Genomic DNA, 20983 nt, shown 5'->3' with positions numbered 1-20983 from the left:
GGTGAGATATGCATAATCTGAAAGATGTCAAAAGCTCCTCAATTATGATAATTATGGCTGTCTTACTGGCCATCCTGCCGGGCTGTTCCGAAAAGGTGGTCAATAGTGACTTTCTCGATCAGGGGACGATTCGAATCAGCGCCTCATTGGATGGAATCGCCTACGCCGGGCAGGTTTCGTACGGTTCCATTACGGTGACCGGACCGGGTATCATCGAACCGATCGTATCCGAGCTTATCGTTGAAAATGGTTATCTGGTCGGTGAGGTAATTGTCCCGGCGGGCCGTAACCGGGTTTTCCGGATCGAGGTTTATGACAAATCCGAAGTGCTTATCTACACCGGCCGGACAACCGTCAATGTGGCTAGTTCAACCGGAGATGCAGAACCTCTCCTGATAACGATCAACCTGTATCCCCAGGTACCGATGATGAAAATCGTTCCGGGCACAATCACGGCCCTGGAATATTCCAATTTCGCGGTCGATCTCAAGGTGTACAATATCAGCGAACTTAACCAGATAGAATTTTCGATCAATTATGATTATTACCTTCTCTATGTCGATTCGTTCGAGCTGAATCCCGGGCTGGGATCGAATGTAACCTACTATTATATCGATCAGAGTGGTTTTGCCATCGGTATTCAGGATACGATAACAGGAAACATGATTGTCGATGATACCGGTTACGCTTACCTGGGAACGCTTTACTTCTCGACCTACAATGTCCCCTACGGCTCTCTGGCCGACACCACCGAACTTCCGCTGGAAATACATTATATGGCGGACAATGAGGGGAACAGTATTTTTTTGGAGCAGGTGGCGCCCGAGGGGAGCGTGGTGGAGCTTCTGGCGGCCGAATATTTTCTGTCCGGTAACTGGCTGATGAATGAGTATGAAGGTGACGCAGTTTATGATTCATCGGGCAACGGGCTGGACGGCTTGGCCTACGGCACCACTATCAATGAAGGCAGTTACGGGATGGCCCGGTATTTCAACGGCAGTTCCGATTATATCGAGGTGGGCGATGATGACCTGCTGGATATAACCGAAGGCATCACTATCGAGCTGGAAGTTCTTATCGAGGACGGTTCGGATGACGCCGTTATTTTGAGCAAGCAGGGGGCGAATGGTAATGCCAATTTCATGCTGGAGTATCGGCGCTACGCGACCACGGGCGACCAGCTGATATTATCGTACGGCCTGCCGCCGCGGACCAGTTTCGTAGTCCCGATTAACCTGGCCGATAACGAGTGGCATTATATCATTATGGGTATACCTTTCACCACTCCGGTCGGAGCCTTCTGTGCCGTGGACTGGCAAACAAGAACCATGTCGGTCCCGAACATGAGCAGCCGTCAGGAAGTTTTAACCAATGACGGCAGTCTGCTGTTCGGGCGTCAGCCCGGCGAAGACGGGCTGTACCTTATGGGCGGTCTGGACAATATTTCCATTTACCGGACAGCCCTGAGCGAAAGCATGTTCGATGTGGGAAAATGATTGGTTTCGGGGAGAGGCTCTTGGCCCATCCCCGGAATTATGATGATAAACGGGGACGCGAATCGGTCGGAAATCCGGCCGATGCAATGAAAGGAAAAACAGGATGAATCCTCCGCTTAAAAAGACCATGCGGGCCTTACTGACCGTCATCGCTGTTTGTTTCCTGCTGGGCGGCGGGTGTTCAAAAAAAATAGTCAATGATTCAACCGGCGGTCTTTCGATAATCATCAGCAGTCGCCTGACGTCGAGCCAGGCGCCTGAGCAGTACGGCGACATCCTTCTAACCATCACCGGTCCCGAAATCGATGTTCCTCTCGATTTCGAGTTAACACTGGTGAATGGATATATTTACGGCGAGATCCAGGTGCCGATCGGGCGCGAACGGTTTTTTGACCTCCGGGTTTATGACACCCTGGGGACGCTCATATATCGCGGCCAGACGATGGTCGATATCGAAACAGACGGTCCAATGGAACTGGACATCAGCCTGACTCCCCAGGTTCCTATGCTCCGCCTATCGCCGCATTTTATTCGATCGGCCCAGGGGACTTTTGTCAAGATCGATGTCCTGGTTTACAATATCTTCCGACTCAACCGGATAGACCTCGATCTTCTCTATGAATATTACCAGTTGTATCCGAAAAAGGTGGACTTGAACCAGAATGCGGACAGTACGATCGAAATGGAGTATATCAGAAGCAGTGGTTTCAGTCTGAGTATCTGGAATAACGAATCCAACGGTACGATTGTCGATGATTCCGGATTTGGCCGGCTGGCTACCATCACCTTTTACACCTATGTTCCCGGGACCTCGCTGGAAGAAGTGAACCTGGATATTCGGCCGCTTTTTCTGCTTCGAAATAATGGCGATTCGATTCCGGTTTCAAGCATTCATAACGACATGACCACCATCGAGCTGTTCAATATCTTCGACTACATGGTCGCCTACTGGCGAATGAATGATAACGCGGATGATATCGTCCTGGATATCTCCGGGAATCATTTGAACGGGACAGCGTCCGGGACATCCCTGGTAAAAGGCGCTATAGGGACAGCACGGTCATTCAATGGTGTCAGCGATTACATTGAAATTCCTGACAATAATGTTCTGGATCTAAGCGACGGGATTACGATGTCTTTCTGGGTCAAGATAGGTAAGAATGAGGCCGATGCGACACTGCTTTGCAAAAGTATTGGCCTTACGGAAATCAATTACATGGTCGAATACACCCGTTCCGGTGTCAGTGGCGGAGATATACTTTATTTCCGATTCGGTAGTGCGGCCGGTAATCGCTATGAGGTTCCGGTCGATTTTCGGGATAATGCCTGGCATCATGTAGCCGTGGCACATCAATTCGGTGACCCGGAAACGATCGCCTGCGTGGTCGATGGGAAAGCGGTCGGCGGCGAATGGAGTTCGGGTGGAACAACGTGGGCAACATCAACCAATACCTCGCCCTTGTATCTGGGGCGGCGGTCGGGCGATGTTCCCAATTACTTTAAAGGGACGCTCGACGAAGTTTTTCTTCTTAATACCGCTCTTGACCCGGAGACGCTGGTCCAACTTTACTATGGCCCGACGGCCAAAATAATTGTCCCGTAGTATTTGATTTCAGAAATTGCAGGGTATAAAAAAACCGGGGATATGTTCCCCGGTTTTTTTAATTCCGGTCGGGAAAATTATTCTTCACTCTGCAGGATAATAGCCTCAACCACCTCGGCTTCATAAGTCTTATTGACATCCAGCGTCGCCTCGGTTCCGGAAATGAACAGGCCAAGGCAGAACAGCCAGGACATCAATTTTTTTGGTTTCCCGGTTGCTTCCTGCTCACCCTTGATTATGATTTTGGCTCCATCCTTGCTTTTATATTCCCCTTTCGGGCTCAGCTCGGTGAAGGCGATTTTCAGATATCCCGGTTTACCCGGTTTGGAGGCTTCGCGAACATCGACGACTTCGGCCTTGCCTTCAGCGCCCGCCTCAACAATAGTTTTGCCCCCGATCACAATCGGTTCCGCCAGTTCGATCAGAAGCGGCAGGCCTTTCATCAGTTTTCCGGAACTGATGACCATATTCTGATTAAAGCGAACCTTGACCTTCTGCCCCTGAGGTATCTGTGTTTTTCCGGCCCATGCTCCCGAGGCGGTCAGGAGGACCAGGAGAGCGGCAATAACGACGAAATTTAATGTAATCCGGCTGTTTTTCAGATTCATCCCCAACTCCCTGTCTATAATTAATTGATAAATCCTTTATTCTTCCAAACGTGGCAACATCCCCTGCAGGGACGGCTTAAAGCTAAAAATGACGGTTTTCCCGATATCTTTGAATTCGACACTGCCATCCATGGCAAATAAATCGTATTTACCCTTGAGCACAACCTTTCCGACCGTGGTGCGGCCCCAGTATTCAGGCGCCCCGGGAGTATCATACCCGATATAAATATCCTCGTCAATCTTCCATTTGATTTTTAGCTCCTCGCCCTCAAAAAGCTGAGTCGAGTCGGCCCAGGTCGGTTCCTGGCCATTGGCCGCCACATCGACATGCACATGACCGGCATCCGGTATCGAGACAATTTTATAAGTATAGGAGTGCGGTTCATTCCATTTGTCAATTTCGCGTAAATATTTCTGGATGGCTTGTTTTTCGGCGATATCGTCGGCTCCCAGTTTACCCAGAATTTTCTTAAGATCACTGACCGCCTTGCCAAACAGGAAAGCCGGTTCGTTGGAATTATTGATTCGATCTTTAAGTTCGTTGTACTGAGTCAGGGCCTGTTCGGAATCGGCCTTCCGGACCACTTTTTCTTCCTTGACTTTGGCCACATTCAAAAGAGCCTGTCCCAGTCTTTCCTCCTCGGCCCCGTAATCCTCGGCATTATTTTTGTCGAAGAGAACCTGGTCCTGGATTCTTCGGGCGGCTTCGAGATCCTGGCGTTTGCTCAAAAAACCGGCGAACAATTCCCAGGCGACTTTGGTTCGGCCGGCCCGGACATAGAGCACCGAAGTGGCCTCGCCGGTATGGAGGCTGTCCAGGGCGGCCAGCAGGGCTTTATGCCGGTCATTGAGATTGAGCTCGCCCGTGTTGGGGTTGAACGCCGGCCAGGCGGTCGAATCGGCGACGATACGGGTGAATTCGCCGATTAGATTATCCAGCCGTCCCACCGCGGCCCCGATATTAAAGTGCTTGTAGGTTTCGTAAATCTTCTTCGACGGCAGTTGAAAATCAGGGAACATCTTTTTCACCAGCCAGCGGTTGTTATACCGGTCGTACTCCCGCATTATCGTCATCCGGTCGCCGTCGGTCGTGCTCAGTTGATTACCGCCGTACTGCTTTAAGATATTATTTTCCACCTCGACCGGTTTCGACATCAGGAAACTGAAATGATAGATAAAAGGCAGAGAATAAAACAGTATCCAGATAATACTGGCCGTGACGACATACCGGGTAACCTTTTTGAAAAGGCCGATCCGCTTGTTGCGGACGACCGAGTGGAGGAGCCAGTAGAACGGTTCCCGAACGCCGATGGGGTTGATTTTGGCCGGGGGTTTGTAGATCGAGCGCCCGACATCAGCCCCCACTTTCTCCGGTGAAGTTCCGGTATTGGAAACGAAGAAAACCTGAAAATCTAGCGTCCGCCCGACCACCACCCGCAGAAACTCCCGGAGCTTAACCAGGATATTTCGGACCGAACCGGCCCAGACGGAATTGGCGGCGATTTTGTTACTGCTTAAAACTTTTTCCAGGAAAATTTCGAAATCATCGGAAATAAAATGCTCATCCTCGGGGTTGACCAGAACCACCTGGTCATCACCGGAAAAACCGGGCAGGATATCAGCCTTGTTGATCACCAGTGCGATCGGAATCGGCATCCTCGATTCAAGCGGCGCCAGCCGCTCCAGCATATTGACGAACGATGCCACATGAGCTTGCACCTGAAGCTCGGAACCGAGAATTTTGGGATCGAAGAAAAACATCAGGCCGGCACATCCGGTCATAAAATCGATAACTTTTTCGGCCAGATCGTTGGTACCGGAAATAGAAACCGCCTTGCCGTTATAATCATAAGTCACCACGGCCATTTTTTTGCCGCGGTCGAGAATGGCGGTGAACTGGAGAACCTTATCACTGCCGGTCGGATCGGGGAAATTCTTTTCACCCCGGGAATCAACCACGGTTCCGGTGCCGTCGGATGTTCCCAGGCCCCAGAGGTTGCGGAAATTGGAGAGAAATTCGCCCGCCGTGGCATTGTCGGTGACCGAAATCTGGAGATTTTTGGCGATCTTGCAATCCTCGTTGAGGACAGTAAAATAGACCGTTTTACCGGAATTCTCATGGCCGAAAACCCCAATCCGGGTTCCGGACGGCCATCCGAATCGGGCGACCTCGCCCTTCTTGCCTTTTTTGCCGGCGGCCTTGGCGCCCTTTTTGAAAACACCGAATATCTTGCTAAATTTCATAAGTACTTTATCTCAATCATCCTGTCATCGGTTTATGGCGTTCTGAGTTTGTTTGGCCCGGTTCTCGAAATTTTGGAGCCGCTCTCGTGAATAGCTGACCCATTTCAGCGGGACATAGATGGCCAGGAAAATAAATATGATGATCAGCAGGCTCTGCAAAAGGTAAGCCGGTTTTCTCTGGCTCAGCGACAGCCGGAAATAGCGGAAGCTCTTGAAGGTCCCCGTAAATTTTCCCCAGAGGGTCCCGAGTGCGGCCTGCAATTTCGACCAGAAACTGGTCTTGACCAGATAGCGCCAGTCCTCGAGATAGTGGGCGAATAATTTATTCTTGGCACTGAGTTTCTCGAAATCACCGACCCGCTGCAAATGGAATTCGAGAGTGTTGCGGTCTTTCACCAACTCCGTGCCCAGGCTGATACGGCGCTGAGCCAGTTCCAGAATTTTGGAATGATCGGCCATAGCCCCGAATTGCTCCGGGGACAGGTTGGTATCGAGGGCGCTGGCGAACTTGTTGATGTACCGGGCGATTTCATTCAGCAAAAAGGCATTCAGCTTGAGATTATTATTCAGGCGACCCTCGCGGATAAGAACAGGCACGAGGTGTTGTTCAAAAAAGGCCGCATCGCGTTTTACCGGCCGCAGATCGCGGCAGTAGAGATAAGCCCTATTGGACTGGCCATCGGTATCGGCCTCGGATTCAAAATAGGTGATCAACACCTGAACCGTCAACTGGCGCAGGTCGGAACTGCTGATCGGGGCCTGCTTGATTTTATCAAGGAAGTACAGGTCAACCTCGACCGCCTTATCGCGTTGCTTCCGCAGGGCCTGAAAAACGGCATAGATACCGTGGTAGGTCTGAAGAAACGCCTCGGTTTCAAAAGCCGAATAATTGGTTTCATAAACATCGAGGTAATTGAAAAGATCTTCGATGTATGATTTAATGCTTTCCGCCATAATTCAAATCCTGACCTCATACGGCATAAATTATCATATCCATCTTGCCCAATCCCGCGAATTTGCGGGGATCACCGGCGCCGCGGAAAATCAGCGTGAACTGGCGGACCGAAGATGATTTGAGCATATCGCGCGGATGCAGGGCCACTTTGTTCGAGAACGCGGTGATATCGATATCGACCGGATCGGTTTCGCCCAGGCCGCGAGCTTCATTGACTCCCAGCCTGACCTGCATACCGCGCCATTCGGCATCACCGAACAAATCCTTGGTAATCAGCACCACCGTGTCCGAAACCGGTTGGGCTTTGGCGACATCGATCATAAGATAACTCAGTTCACCGACCTGCTCCAGCCGGGTGCCGCCATAGGCGACATTGCGGTAGGTCCGGCCGTTGTAGGTTAAAGTTTCCGTGGCTACGGCCTGCTCGCCGAGTTGTTCCACCTTGGTCTGGGCCAGGAAACCGAGCATGGCCCGGTAAATATTGAGCAGGTTATCGATCATCTCCACCTGGCCGCCGATATGACGGTGATCGTATTCGCTTAAAAGGAAATCATCGACCGAGCGCAGGTAGCGATCGACCTCGGAATTGATCTCCTTGTTAAAAAATTTCTCGTTGAGATAATCTTTCAATCCCGGCTGAAGATTGAGCAGGCTGGAGAGTACCCGGAACAGCTTTTTGAACTGGATAACCAGTTGCATCGGATGCGGGGCATTACGGCCGACCACGAAATCATCTAAAGTGGCGGCGATGTTTTTTACGAAAAAGGATACGGTATCCTTGAAAGCCACTTGGAGGGTGGTCGAGGAACCGGCCAGGGCGCCGGACGTGGCCACCGCCTTGTAGGCTTTGGACGACAGCATCAGCAGATTCTCGAGACGGTTGCGGAAATCCATCATCTTCTGGTTCAGTTTTTCATCGGCATTGGCCGTCACGCAGGGAGGGTAATATTTATCCGAGAGAGCAACTTCGCTCCCGTTAACGGTCAATTCCGCCACCTGGACATACTGCTCCTCGGGCAGATTCGGGGCCTGGCCGAGCGCCACCAGGTAGGCGGGCGCGCAATAGGGTATCCGGGGCACATCCTCGGCCGGATCGGGATTACCGGTCTGCTTCCGGGTGGAAATATCAACTCCGATAAAAACCGGCACTATCGTTTCGGTAATTTCGCATTCTCCGCGCAATGATGTCCCGGATGATTCATTGATTTCGATATAGAATCCGCCCGGGGTTATTGCCTGACAGCGCACCACTTCGACCCGGAGCCGGTTGCCGGTGACGCCGGAATTAAGAGACAGGGCCGGTTTGCCGGCGGCCGATTTTCTTATCAAACCGTACTGGTCGCCGTATCTCAGAGTGTACCATCTGGCCAGATTTTCGAAATATCGCTCCTGGTCTTTGAGATGCCTCTGGGAGATAAGCATCCCGTCCTGCCAGTTTACCGAATGTAAGTTTAAATCACTCATTATCTTGCCTCAGATATGATATGCCAATTTATATTCAAAGATTTTGGTTGTCAAGATTAATACCGGATCTCATCCCTGAATGATATAACTCCCTTCCTGTTCTATACATAGGTGGCGTAACCGAGATAGGCACGCGCCTCTTTCGTCCCGATTTTACATGGTTCGGCATCGACCCTCACTCTAATACGGTAGGCCAGATTATTGGGCATGCAGAACCCAAGAACCCATTCGACCTGTTTTCTGACCGGGTGCCCAGGTAAAAAATCGGCTACTCCGGATGCCGGAACACCTTTAATAACCACCTCGTAGCTCGAATCACGCTCCCGAAACCTTCGCCCGAGAACCGTCTCCCTTCCCAACCGGCCCGTTTTGGAGCCCAGCCGGGACTGGATTGCCACGGGGATATCATACTCGGTTTCGGTATTTTCGATAATTTCGATACGGTATCCAAAAAGAAAATTCAGGACAGTGGCGACAAAATCCGGATTCCCGGCCCAGTGATGGAAATTGGGTAACATAGAAATCCAGAAAAGGAGCCGTTTCAGATCGGAACCGCCGGGAGTCGGATCGAAATCAAAAAGCCTGAGAACCCGCATTAGATGTTCCGGTTCCAGAGTTCCGTAATCGTACTTGAGTTGCTCGAAACAGGCGGTGGCCTCGCCCCGGATCGTGGCCGCATCAAAAGGCGCCATCAATCGCCGGGCATTTTCCTCCCATTCGCCGGTATCCGACCGAATTCTCTGCAGACCATAAAAAAACTGATAGGGCATCTGGTCAACGGGGCTGGGATAACCGATTTTCAGGACGATTCTGGTTTTGCTGTCTACGGGAGTTCCCGGATCGGGTTCCTGCTGGTTGACCTCACCCCGGTAATTTTCATACTCCCCGACTGCAAGAATTTCCACCCGCGACAGGCTGACCCCCATTTTCATCAGGATATTGAGAGCCGTCGTATAATGCATCGGGCTTCTGCGACTGCAGAAATCGGGCATCAGGTTATTCTTATCCGCGGTCATACCTTTTCAACCAGAATCCGGTAATGGGTGTTAACCGGCGAGCGCTCTTTCAGGAAACTGTTCAGCCGGGTTTGCAACAGGGCGATTTCATCATCGGAATAAAATTCGCTGTTTTTTATTTTGATGGTTACGATAATACACCGCCGGACTCCGTGATCGGCCCGCTCGATTCCGTTTTCACAAACTGCCGCAGTAATCCGGGGATCGAAGGTCTTCGTCCAGTTGGCAACCTCGGCAAAACTCAAAGCCCGATCACGACTCCGCAATCGCGCCGAAACCTCGGTTAGAATCTGCTCCTCGGTCCGGGCCGGAATAGCCCCCGAGGCCGGGATAATATTCTCGACGGAAGTGATTCCGGGATGGTTCTCGTACAACTCGCTGATTTTACCGGCTTCAATGCCGTTGGCATCGGTTCCGGCAGTAACGGCATAATTGACGGTAATGGAATCCGGGGGCAATTCTATCCCTTGAGAGAAATCGAACCAGAGGACCAGCTTATCCCGGCGTTCCTCCAGTGAATAGAATTTCTGTTCCGGGTCGGCCACGGCCTCGTGATGCGGGAAATAAGTGCGGCCATTGGAATCGACGACATCGATAATTTCGAGAATATTCGAGATTTTCTCGGGCAGTTCGATTTCCACCAGGCGATTGCCGCCGGTATGTTTGAACAGGGTCAACTCGTTTTTATTTATAACCACAAAGCAGTTAAAATTCACTTCAAAGGATGACATCAGGCTCGATTTATTACCCCCGCGGGGTAACTGCAGGCGAATCCAGTAGGTGTTTTCGTTATCGGTTGCCAGATTGATGCTGTTCCGGGCGACCAGGGCGGCCAATTCCTCGGATGGCGGTCCCGGCTCCCAACCGCCGGTGAATTTATCCGGAATAACGACAAAATTATTTTCGAGCGGTTTGAACAGGTCGGTACTGCTTCTAAGCCCGCCCCAGTTAATCGGCCGTCCGTGTTCGGTAAACATGGTTTCCAGATTGCTGGTCAGGCCGGGACAGAACGAGGCCTTTTCCAGATACCGGCCCGAAGCCGTTCCGGGAAGCCAGTAAGCCCAGCGCAGTTGTTTGAGCGCATCGGGATTGCCCTTGAGGAAGATAGCGGCATTTTTAAAATTCGCCGCCGGCCCGTAATGCTCGATGGCCAGATATATCTCGGTGGCCTGTCCGCCCGGTGGAGTTATCTGGATCCGGGTGTGGGTGGAGCTTCCCTCAAGACTCGAGGGAGACAAATCGACCAGGGTGTTGTCGATTTTCATAAAGACATGTTTGACCCGGGCAGATACCAGGTTTTCGGTTCGCCGGGGTGAGAAGAAAAAAGTCTGGCCGCCCTCGCGATCGTCGCGATGAAAGAAACGGGTGTGGCGATCGACCACCACCACCGGATCAGTCGGGGCGCAACGCATCACCGTAAAGGCCGGGACCGGCCAGCGTTTGCTTTCCGGAAGGAGCGATTTTATCAGAGCGTTGGTGGCCACCGTCCAGACCTGGTCGAGACGGGTATCGATCCGGGCCAGTTGCTGTGAATAAAGCTGGAGAAGAATTTTCAGGATCGGGTCCATGCGGTCCGGCGACTCCGGAATATCCTGATTCCAGTTTCGCAGTTCGCGATGCATCTCGGCAAATATTTGTTCCCGGGTACGGGATTTATGTTCGGGCATGGTTTCTGATTTCTTCCTGATTATCCAATTTTAAAAGCTTCACCGTATTTTTTTTCCTCGCCGTTGTCGCGATAATTGCCCGTGACTTTAACCACCAGGCCGAGAGTATGGGTGGGGCTGCTATCGACATCGCCGATGGAGATAGAAACATTGTACAGTCGTTTTTCATATCTATCGATCGCATTCCTGACATTGGCCCGGAGATCGGCCTTGTTGGCGGTCAAGACATCGGAAAATTCCTTGTCCCAGATATCGCATCCGTATTCGGGATCGAACAGCATGGTGCCCGGGCGGCTGCTTAATAAAAGGCCGATGGAATAGGAGATCGACTCGTAGAGATCGGTCTTATCCAGGTAACCTTTGCGCAGAACAAATGGTAGGGTTAAATATTCCATGGGCTTGCTTAATTGAGCTGGAGGGGTTGTCCTTTAACGGTGGTCATGCCTCCGTCAACGGTCATCATGGCCGAGGCTTTTAAATCCATATTGGCCGAAGCTTCAATTTTAAGATTGGCTCCGGCTTTAGCATTAACGTCTTTCCCGCCTTCGAGCTTAATCGCCTCATCGGCCTTGATAGTGATATTTTTGGCCTCAAGGCTGATATCGCCGCCATCGCTCTTGATGGTGATGCTCGGGCCGGAAAGCTGCAGGACGATCTGATTTTTATCACCTTTCTGAAGGATCTTTATTTCCTCTTTTCCGTCCTCATCGCTCATATATATCTGATTGCCGCTCCGGGTGACGAAGACCTTGAAATCATTGGAACCTCCGGGATCGGCCGGAAGAGCGGTCTCCTTGTTATAAAGGGCGGCCAGGGCGATGGGCAGGTCGGGATTATTCTGCTCGTAGCCGATCAACACCTCATCATCGATTTCCGGCAGGCTGAGCCAACCGCGTTTATCGCCGGCATGAGGGACCGCCAGCCTGACCCACGGTGTCTCATCGGATTCATTCCAGGGGAATTTAACCTTGATTCTTCCCAGTTTATCGGGATCGTTGTTGTCCACCACAACCGCCATCTGCAGGTGAGTGGCCGGTTTTCGGGAGGAGCGGGCGGCCGGGTAGGCGATATCGACCGGGGTGCATTGAAAAGTGTTATAGTACCCGGTGTCGTCGTAAATATGGGTAACTGCCGTCACCCAGTACATCCCGTCGAAATTTTTCATCCCCTTGATCTTGGCGCAACGCCCGACCGACAGGCGGGGAATATTCGACTGTCCTTTGCAGACAATCATCCGGCCCATCGCCCGCAGTCTTTCTTTCTGCAGGGTTCCGTCCAGTGACTGGGCATCATCGACCACGGCCGGCGCGGCGGAAAAACCGGATTCGGAAAAAATCTTTTTCGAGGCTTCGGGAGAAATCCGCGAGAGATTCGACAGCGAGGCCTGTTGCGATAATGAGGCGGTATCCTGAGTATAGGTTTTTTTCTGCTCGTAGTTATAAACCCGGGCATTGAATTCCGCCGGAGCGGTACCCAGTCCGACACTGAAGGCGCCCAGCGATTCCCTCCAAACCAGTTCTTCGGCATTGGAGGAATTGGCTTTCACCACCCGGAATTCTTTGCCGTCATAAAGGGCAAACAGGCCGCCGGAGGCGGCCAGCCGCATGACATATTCATAATCCGTTTCGCGATACTGAACACTGAAAGCGAGCGTGCCGCTCGATGATTCGATCTTGCCGAGGGTGAGGGGGTGTTTTCTCAGAATGGCCCCGATTATATCCGATGCGCTCTGGTCGCGATAAAAAACATTATGTTCGGCGCCATCCATGGAAACCGTCGGACTGGCGGCGGTGACCATGGTCTGGTTGAGAGCGTCGATACTGTTGTCGAGATCAATTTGAGTAATCACCCCGATAAAACCATGCTCCCGGGCGGCATCGACCATCCCTCCGGTCGGCTTAATGGTAATCGAGACGGATTTACCGAGATAATCGGCATATGGTATCTGATCGGCGAAATCGGCCGCGGCGGAAATCTGGCCCTGTTGGTGGGCGCGCAGTTTCATGATATGATGGCCGTCGATGGTTTGTTTGATTTCCAATCGGGCGATATCATATTTAATCTGTCGGCCATCGATCACCAGGGTGCATTCGGCCGGGGTGTTCAAGATCGATTGTTTTTTCTCCTCGCCGCCGCCTTTTTCACGGGCATCGGCCTTGGGATCCAGGGGCATTTTTTCCGCCATAATACTACCAGGTCTTTAATGGTTCAGCAGTCGGGCGGCTATCGCCGCCCGACCATTCCGGGAAAATTATTCTTCCCAGCGATTATCTATTTCGGCATCACCGATGGTCAGCTTGTGACAGGAAATCTCGAAATACTGGCAAATCTGCTCATCGGGACGATCTTTGACATGCGGGATGGTCTCTTCGAATTTGGTAATGAAGCCTTCCTCCCATGTCAATTCCTTCATGGTGGCGTCATCGGGGTTCTTGAAGACCACTTTGCCGCCTTTCCAATTCGGTTTGCTGGTATCCATGGCCCAGCGGGCGATATCGACGTTACCGTCCTTATCGGATTCGATTTTGACCTTGATGGTTCCGGCATGGGCCCGGTCGGCCGGTCGGCCGGTTTCGTCCTTGGCGGTATACAGGTCATAAGAAATTTCGTACACGTTCTTGTAGGGAACGCCGTCGATCTCAAGAATTGGTCTCCTTGCCATAACAGGCTCTCCTCTTCAGGGTTTTGGGTTATTCTTAAATATTCTAATTTTCGCCGGGCGTATGGTAAATACGCCCGGATCCGTATTGCTATTTATCTTTGACGTTAGTCTGGTTATCTTCGTTCCAGGCCGCGAATTCGATGTTGAAGGTTCGCGCCGGATATTTCGGATTAAGGGCGACCTTGATATCGATCTCCTGCCTCTTGCGCATCTCCTCATCGGCAAAAATCTCGACCTTGTAGTCCTGAAGGATGTTATCCCCACCGGAGATGGCCTTCATGAATTTGTCGATATCCCGTCTCATGGAATCGACGAATTTCTGGTCGATAACCGAGAAGGTTTGCTTGTTGAGATAGTTGCGCAGAGTTTTGTAAACATAGTCATATGTTCGCCGGATCGAATAGACGTTGAATGTCTCTTTGGTGAACAGGGTCGATGAACCCATGGCCACGGCCGAGCCTTCGAAATTGACCATCGGATTGACACCCTTCTCGTTTATCTTGCTGGCATCAGGTTGATTTGCCTTGAACCGGAGATACTTGGCATCATTGATCTTACCGTGTTTGAAACCGGCCATCGGCTGTTGCATACCGACATTCATATCACCCTGGTACATCTTCCCGGCCACCGCCGCTGACGGTGGAATCCACATGTCCTCGTCCTCATACTGATTGGCATTGCGGGCCATGATATAGTTGGCGAAAACCGAGACATACTGCTTGTAGCTGTCGATCCCAGGAAGGTTGGCATAAGCCGGGTCCTCGAGCATGTCCATGACTTCCTCGAACTTCTCGAAATTCGGCAGATCGGTCATGACATGAACCTTGTTGGGCAAACCCAGCTGGCGCGCCACAGTGTCGATATTTTCGACACTGCCCAGATAACCGGGGATAACGGCCATCGAGAAACATTCCTTGATACTCCATTCGCGGTACAGATCGGAAATGGCCCTGGTTAACTCCTCGAACTTCTCGCGGTCATTGGGATCGGTCAATTGCTCGATACCCAGATTGGCGAAATAAGCATTGACCTTCTCATCCGGTTCAGCCTGAGCGTTGGCGAAAAATTTGTCGATGGCCCGGTAGGTGGTTTCCAGCTCGCGGCCGGCCCGGTGAACCTTTTTCATGTTCTTTTCCAGGTTGGTCTCGAGAGCGGTGGCTTTTTCATTGAGAGTCTTGCGGATATCATCGAGATTGTCGGAAGCCCCGAGCGCTTCCATCCAGATTTTCAGGCGTTCGGCCAGAAGTTTCCGCTGATTCTCGAAATCCTTTTTGGTTAAGAATTCCTTGCGCTGGAAGTCCTTTTTGGGGTCCAGCCATTCGACTCCCCGGACCAGATCGCCCTCGGCGGTTTTGAATGACGGCAACAGGGCCGCCAGTTTGCTGAAATCACCGAAAGTATCACTCAAGATTGAGGCGAATTCCTCATCGGACACTTTCTCCATTGCCGGTGCGGCGGGTTTGACCTCGGCGGCTTCGGATTGTTGCGGCTGCAGTTTTTCTTCTTCACCCATTTATAATCACCTCGCTTCTATTCGGTCAGAAGGTCTATGTAATATTTGGCCGCCTTCAAGAGGGCTTTTTTCTTTTCCTCGTCGGACAGCGTTTTCTTCAAGGCATTGTTTTTCTTGAGTTGCTTATCCAGATCGGCAATCATCTCCTTGCTATAGTACGTCTTCTGGAGATAGTCATTTTTCTCGATCAATTCCTTGGAGGTGAAATCCTTCATGGCCTTGATCTCGAATTTGGCATTGACCGGTTCACCGTCGGTTGTCTCCAGTTCGGTGGAAAACGAAGGCCGGAACTTCTCGAAAACTTCCTTGAGATTCTGGCATTTGGCCGGAGTCGGATCGGGATCCTCGCTGTTGTTGAGCTTGGCCACATAGAGCAATTTGTTGGACGGCAGAAGCTCAACCGGGATAGAATCATCTTTTTTGATTCGCTCGGTTGCACCAAGAATAAATTTTGCCATTTATTCCTCCATTGTAATTAAAATTAAGACTTTTCTCGTTTGGTAAAGATATAAACTTCATCCCTGACATCTATCAGAATTTTATCGCCCGGGACAATCGCCCCGGTGATTATTTCCACCGAGAGCCGGTTGATAATATCCCGCTCGATTGTCCTCTGAATCGGGCGGGCGCCCAGTTCCGGGGTATACCCGTCGCGGGCCAGTTTGCTTTCGGCCTCCGGGCTTAAAATCGCTTCGATATGCTGGTCTTTCAGTAATACGGCCAGTTGTTTGAATTCCAAAGCCGCGATTTTCTGCACCTGTTCCGGGGTGAATGAATGGTATATAATAATATCGTTGAGCCGGTTTAAAAATTCCGGGCGGAACTTACTGAACAGAAATGACCGGACTTCATCCATGTTAACCTCGCGGCCCTCCCGGTCGGCATCAAGAATTTTATCGGCGGCGTAATTCGAGGTCAGGACCACGACGGTGTTGGAGAAATCGACCGTCCGGCCTTGGCCATCGGTCAGCCGGCCGTCATCAAGCAACTGCAGAAGGACATTGAAAACGTCGGGATGAGCCTTTTCGACCTCATCGAACAGAACAATCGAAAACGGTTTCCTCCGAACCGCTTCGGTCAGCAGGCCGCCCGCCTCATAACCGACATATCCCGGCGGAGCACCGATTATCTTGGCCACCGAATGGGCTTCCATAAACTCCGACATATCCATCCGCACCATGGCGTTTTTATCATCGAACAGGAATTCGGCCAGGAGCTTGGGCAAATAGGTTTTACCGGTTCCGGTGGGCCCCAGGAAAAGAAACGATCCGACCGGGCGGTTGGGCATTTTCAATCCCGCGCGGGATTTCCGCACGGCATTGGCAATGGCCTTGATGGCGTTTTCCTGTCCGATAATTTTAGCCGATAGCACCGCCTCCATTTTCACCAGGCGGTCTTTTTCGGCGGTCATCATCTTCGACAGCGGAATCCCGGTCCGCCGGGCCACCACCGCCGCGATATCGGGATCCTCGATTTTGGGCTGAAGGTTTTCCACCACCGTTTTCAGCGACCCGTAAAGAGCGACTTTTTTGTCAAACTCCTTTTTCAAATCCTCGATTGGCAGTCTATCTTCGGTCATAAGTTTTCTCCCGTTGAAGCCTCAACCCGGTGTCCCCAGTAATCCTTCAGTTTGCCAAAGGCCAGCGCAAAAGCATCGTAGGCGGTATATAGCCGGTCGAAATCCTCGGCGTTTTTAACCGGGTCTTTCCCCTGGCAGGCCTGCATCAGTTTATGTACCGTCTCGATATGTTCAGCGACCGCCGGTATAAGCTCGATCGCCATTTCCTTTTTAACGCAGAACTCGGAGGCCGCCTCGTCAATAATATCCAGCGCCACATCGGGCAGATTCCGTTCACTCAGGTAACGTTTGGCCAGTTTAACCGAGGCCGAGAGGGCTTCGGAGGTGAATTCCACATGGTGATGATCCTGGTATTTGGGAACCACTCCCCGGGCAATCCGAATGGCCTCATCGATGGTCGGCTGCTCCACCACGACCCGTTCAAAACGGCGGTCAAGAGCCTTGTCTTTTTCGAGATACTTGGTGTATTCTTCCTGGGTGGTGGCGCCGATCAGGCGTATCTGACCGCGGGCCAGGGCGGGTTTGATCAGATTGGCGGCATCCATTCCCGATCCGCCCCCGCCGGCTCCGGCAATGGTATGTATTTCATCTATAAAAAGAACCACTTTTCCGGCTGATTTAACCACCTCGCCGACCAGGGCTTTGAACCGTTCCTCAAATTCGCCTTTATATTTAGCCCCGGCCACCATCGCTCCCATATCGACTTCCATGACTTTCACATCATACAGGGCTTTGGGGACCTTTTTTTCGATCACCAGTTGGGCGAATCCTTCGACAATGGCCGATTTTCCCACCCCGGCTCCGCCGACCAGGATGGGGCTGTTTTTACGGCGGCGAAGCAAAATCTGAATGACCTGCTGGACCTCCTTTTCGCGGCCGATCATGGGATCGAATTCGCCGGCCGCGGCCAGGTTGGTCATATCGGTGCAATAGCGCAGGGTTTTGGAAACATCTCTTTTACCTTCGGCCGGTTCCTCGCCGCCCTCCGCCTTTTTCGGTTTACCGCTTGCGATTTCCTCGACCGCTTTGCTTTCGGCAATAGCCCGATAGATAATTTCTTTCTGGATATCGAGTTTGTCACGGACATAGGGTGATAACGCCGATTTGGGGTCGAAAATGGCGATCAGGATATGTTCCGGTTCAACCAGCGGATCATAGAGCCGGTTTCTTTCATCAAGCGCCTGGGCCAGAACATTCTGCACCGCCGGGGAAATACTCAATTCCTCGCGCGATGCCGAACGGGAGGATTGTTCCTTGAGATAGATTTCGACAATTGATTCCACGAAGGAAGGGCTTTTGCCGAGCTGATTGAGGATCGATTCCACCTCGGTTCCCTCATGGCGGACTGTGGCCATAAGCAGATGTTCGACCTCTATTTCCGGATGTTTGAAGGCGGCCGCCACTTCTTTGGCGTTCTTGATAATGGCCCTCGAATCCGATGAATAGCTGGCAATATCCATATTGTCACCTTTATTGAATTTAAGAATTACCTGGTTGCGTGAACCAAAAACTGTTTAATGCTGCAATTGTCCCTCGGGGCTATGATACTCCCATCGATAATAATTGTCAAGCTATTTATTCTCGTTTAACTTCTTGCCGGACAATAATATTTGTCGGCATGAAGGTCCCTTTTCTTGAGACGGACAAGCCCTATTTCCCCTTTTCCCCTTTCGCAAGTATACTATCACCGTTATTTGCATATCTTTATGGCCGCCAGGACGGCATATGGCCCCATTCGTCTCTCTCGAAACTGTAATCGCGCCAATGGTTTAAAATCAAATTATCATGACTGATCAGGTTCTCCAGATGGAAAGCACTGGGACCGTGCGGGGCGCTGAATTCGTCATGATCGAAAGGATAGCATTTTATCCAGGCCTGACCATCCCAGCCATTGGCCGAAGTGACTTCATCGGCAAACCCGATATGAATCCGAATTCGGTGAGTGCCGCTTTCGGTAAAAACCTGGGAATTGACTCCCTCGACAATTCGCGGCCCCGAACTACGGTAACTGACCGTGTTGAACGAGCCGGCGGAATCGCGGTCGGCCCTCGGCCGTACCCGGGGCGGAAAACGGAGCTGGAATAAAACCCGCACCTGCCGTCCGCCGCGCTGGGAGAACTCCGCCCGAACCTCGAATCTGGCGGTATCGGGCACAAACCGGGCCATGATGTCAATAGCGAGGACATTGAGCACCGCGCCCCCGAACTGGACATTCTGGTAATTATGCCGGACGTCGTATTTGTGTAACAGGTTGATCAGGGAGTTCAACTGCCAGGTCACGCCCATATATGAATCGGACCACATCGAAGTATTGGCGGCCATCCAGTCGCGCCTCATATCACCCTGCCGGGGCTGGGTACCCCAGAGGCAGTGGCGCATGAACAGTTCTTCTTCGCTGTCGGTGGCAAAAATGACGATGACGGCGCCGATAACCCCTATAATCCCCACGATGGCTCCAACCGGTCCGCCAAGGGTTGTCCCGGTGGCCAGGATATAGCCCAACTCGGTTATTCCCACTCCGAGCGACAAAGCTCGCCCGAAAGCGGCATCATAATCACCGATCCCGAGCCGGTCGGCCAGGCCGGAACCGTGTTCGTAAAGATCGAAAATATTTTTAAAGGCCATTGCCCGGGTGGCAATAAGTTTGGCTCCGCGCTCATCAGCGAAATTGCCCAACGCGGACATGGCGGCACTCATTGACGAGACCGATCCCTCGCCGTCGAGAATGGCCTTGAACTGGCCCAGCAGATTAGCATGGCGGAAAATCCTCCGGATCAGCTGGGTTCTTTGCACGGCCGCATGGCCGGCGGTGTTTTCCGATGTAAAGCTCACCAGCCGGGCGCGGTCGCGCCTGATCCCGGCAATAAAATTGGACCAGGTAGTCTGTCCCGAGGTGTAGCCCGAAACCAGGTGAAAGGCTCGTATTTCGGCAACCCCGACCGCCAGATCGGCCAGTTGTATCCCCTGCAGAGATGTATTCCAGGCCCTGACTGCGGCCGAGCGCTGAGCCGTGCGGGTCCGCAGGGAATCATGGAAAAAAGTGCTCCAGGCACTCTGAGCCGGGGGTCTCTCGGAAGTCTGCTGGAAATACTGGGTCAAAAGACCATGCTCGCCGGCCACAATCCCCAGCGGCCGGACAATCTCCATCCAGACATAACCATCCACACAGGCACCATCTATCTGGTGCACCATGAAAGCGTTTTCCATCCGCTCCATGATCGGGTGGCTCAGGAAATTGTAAATATTATCCGCGAAGTTGGCTTTTCTATCGATATAATTATAGAATCGATCGAAGGCCGAGTTGAGCCGGCTTGTATTGGCATCATCTTCGATACTGCCGCTACTCATGACCAGTTGCTTGCAAAGACAGGCCAGAATCCCCCTGACCCGGAGATCCTGCTGTTCGGCATTAAGGCGCATACTTCGGGCCGGTACCCGGGCATCGACAATCCGGGCATAACGGGTGTGGAAATTGATTATATCAACCGTCCGGTTCACAATCCAGGCCGGATCGAATACCAGGGCCCGCCGCCGGGCGCCGCTTCCGCTCACCACCATAAGACGGCAGAGCGGGAGAGTGGCTCCATAAGCGCTGGACTGACGCAGTTGATTTTCGGTGAAGATGTACTGAATGGTTTCCGCGAAAACCCGTCCCGGCAGGGCAATGACATAGGCGTCGCGCAGTTCCCAGCGTTCCAGCTCGAAATAGTTTCCGTTCGCCTGACCCTCGCTGTACTGCCTCCAGGCCGAGCCGGACGCTTCCGGGACATAGGAGATATAATCCCAGTCGGTTGGTCCATTGTAATGCAGTTCGATAATCCGGTCGGTTCGCCCGGGGACATCGCTTGGAGACGGGATAAAAAAGTAGATATAACGGCCGTTGGCATCGGATGTCAATGCGCGGTACTGGGAGGGAATCTGGTTGACCCGGTCGACACTGAAAAGAGCCGTCAGGTTGGGCGATTGTTGCTGTATCATCCAGAAATCTTCACTGGCCCGGCTCAGGAGGCCGTTGAAAAAGGCCGCCCAGCCCTGGAGCAGGTGCGAACCGAGTCCCTCGTAAACGACATAATTGAACCGACCGAATTCCAACTGGACCCGGTTTCTAAGCTGGGCCCGGCCGACACTGCCGGAACCGCCGCTGAAAGATCCATCGATCTGCACATTACCGCACAT

At 52.1% G+C, this 20983-nt stretch carries 16 protein-coding genes; 2 read left to right on the top strand and 14 right to left on the bottom strand.

What is annotated here, in order from left to right:
* Positions 1–8 precede the first annotated feature (8 nt).
* Positions 9–1496 carry a hypothetical protein gene (locus tag JXQ28_02035; protein ID MBN2276502.1) on the top strand — a complete coding sequence of 496 codons (1488 nt, stop codon included), beginning with the start codon at positions 9–11 and terminating at the stop codon, positions 1494–1496.
* A gap of 103 nt (positions 1497–1599) precedes the next feature.
* On the top strand, positions 1600–3099 hold the full coding sequence (locus tag JXQ28_02030) for a LamG domain-containing protein (GenBank protein ID MBN2276501.1): 1500 nt from the start codon (positions 1600–1602) through the stop codon (positions 3097–3099).
* A gap of 77 nt (positions 3100–3176) precedes the next feature.
* On the opposite strand, the gene JXQ28_02025 is transcribed toward JXQ28_02030, so the two are convergent.
* The 14 genes from JXQ28_02025 to JXQ28_01960 form a co-directional block, all read right to left on the bottom strand.
* The gene (locus JXQ28_02025; protein ID MBN2276500.1) at positions 3177–3707 is read right to left on the bottom strand and encodes a hypothetical protein; all 531 of its coding nucleotides are present in this window, start codon (positions 3705–3707) and stop codon (positions 3177–3179) included.
* Positions 3708–3743: 36 nt separating this feature from the next.
* On the bottom strand, positions 3744–5951 hold the full coding sequence (locus JXQ28_02020) for a hypothetical protein (protein ID MBN2276499.1): 2208 nt from the start codon (positions 5949–5951) through the stop codon (positions 3744–3746).
* Between the two features lie 24 nt (positions 5952–5975).
* Positions 5976–6905 carry a hypothetical protein gene (locus tag JXQ28_02015; GenBank protein ID MBN2276498.1) on the bottom strand — a complete coding sequence of 310 codons (930 nt, stop codon included), beginning with the start codon at positions 6903–6905 and terminating at the stop codon, positions 5976–5978.
* Between the two features lie 16 nt (positions 6906–6921).
* On the bottom strand, positions 6922–8370 hold the full coding sequence (locus JXQ28_02010; GenBank protein ID MBN2276497.1) for a hypothetical protein: 1449 nt from the start codon (positions 8368–8370) through the stop codon (positions 6922–6924).
* A gap of 101 nt (positions 8371–8471) precedes the next feature.
* A complete protein-coding gene (locus tag JXQ28_02005; GenBank protein ID MBN2276496.1) occupies positions 8472–9386 on the bottom strand; it encodes a type VI secretion system baseplate subunit TssG in 915 nt (304 codons plus the stop codon).
* A complete protein-coding gene (locus tag JXQ28_02000; GenBank protein MBN2276495.1) occupies positions 9383–11053 on the bottom strand; it encodes a type VI secretion system baseplate subunit TssF in 1671 nt (556 codons plus the stop codon). Before JXQ28_02000 ends, JXQ28_02005 begins: the two co-directional genes overlap by 4 nt.
* A gap of 20 nt (positions 11054–11073) precedes the next feature.
* Positions 11074–11448, bottom strand: a complete 375-nt coding sequence (locus tag JXQ28_01995) for a GPW/gp25 family protein (protein MBN2276494.1) — start codon at positions 11446–11448, stop codon at positions 11074–11076.
* Between the two features lie 8 nt (positions 11449–11456).
* Positions 11457–13238 carry a type VI secretion system tip protein VgrG gene (gene vgrG, locus JXQ28_01990; GenBank protein MBN2276493.1) on the bottom strand — a complete coding sequence of 594 codons (1782 nt, stop codon included), beginning with the start codon at positions 13236–13238 and terminating at the stop codon, positions 11457–11459.
* Positions 13239–13304: 66 nt separating this feature from the next.
* Positions 13305–13715 (bottom strand): hypothetical protein, encoded by a 411-nt coding sequence (locus JXQ28_01985; GenBank protein MBN2276492.1) that lies wholly within the window; start codon positions 13713–13715, stop codon positions 13305–13307.
* Between the two features lie 88 nt (positions 13716–13803).
* Positions 13804–15228, bottom strand: coding sequence for a hypothetical protein (locus JXQ28_01980; protein ID MBN2276491.1), 1425 nt, complete (start codon positions 15226–15228; stop codon positions 13804–13806).
* A 17-nt stretch (positions 15229–15245) separates the two neighbouring features.
* Positions 15246–15686: a type VI secretion system contractile sheath small subunit gene (locus JXQ28_01975; GenBank protein MBN2276490.1), complete on the bottom strand. Its 441-nt coding sequence runs from the start codon at positions 15684–15686 to the stop codon at positions 15246–15248.
* A gap of 23 nt (positions 15687–15709) precedes the next feature.
* Positions 15710–16807 carry an AAA family ATPase gene (locus JXQ28_01970; protein ID MBN2276489.1) on the bottom strand — a complete coding sequence of 366 codons (1098 nt, stop codon included), beginning with the start codon at positions 16805–16807 and terminating at the stop codon, positions 15710–15712.
* A complete protein-coding gene (locus tag JXQ28_01965) occupies positions 16804–18267 on the bottom strand; it encodes an ATP-dependent Clp protease ATP-binding subunit (GenBank protein ID MBN2276488.1) in 1464 nt (487 codons plus the stop codon). The genes JXQ28_01970 and JXQ28_01965 overlap by 4 nt, the downstream gene beginning before the upstream one ends.
* A 244-nt stretch (positions 18268–18511) precedes the next feature.
* Positions 18512–20983, bottom strand: a complete 2472-nt coding sequence (locus JXQ28_01960) for a hypothetical protein (GenBank protein MBN2276487.1) — start codon at positions 20981–20983, stop codon at positions 18512–18514.

This window comes from Candidatus Zixiibacteriota bacterium (assembly GCA_016933955.1).
Taxonomy (GTDB): domain Bacteria; phylum Zixibacteria; class MSB-5A5; order GN15; family PGXB01; genus JAFGTT01.
The sequence above is the reverse complement of the archived record's forward strand: the minus strand, read 5'-3'. Positions and strand labels throughout refer to the sequence as shown.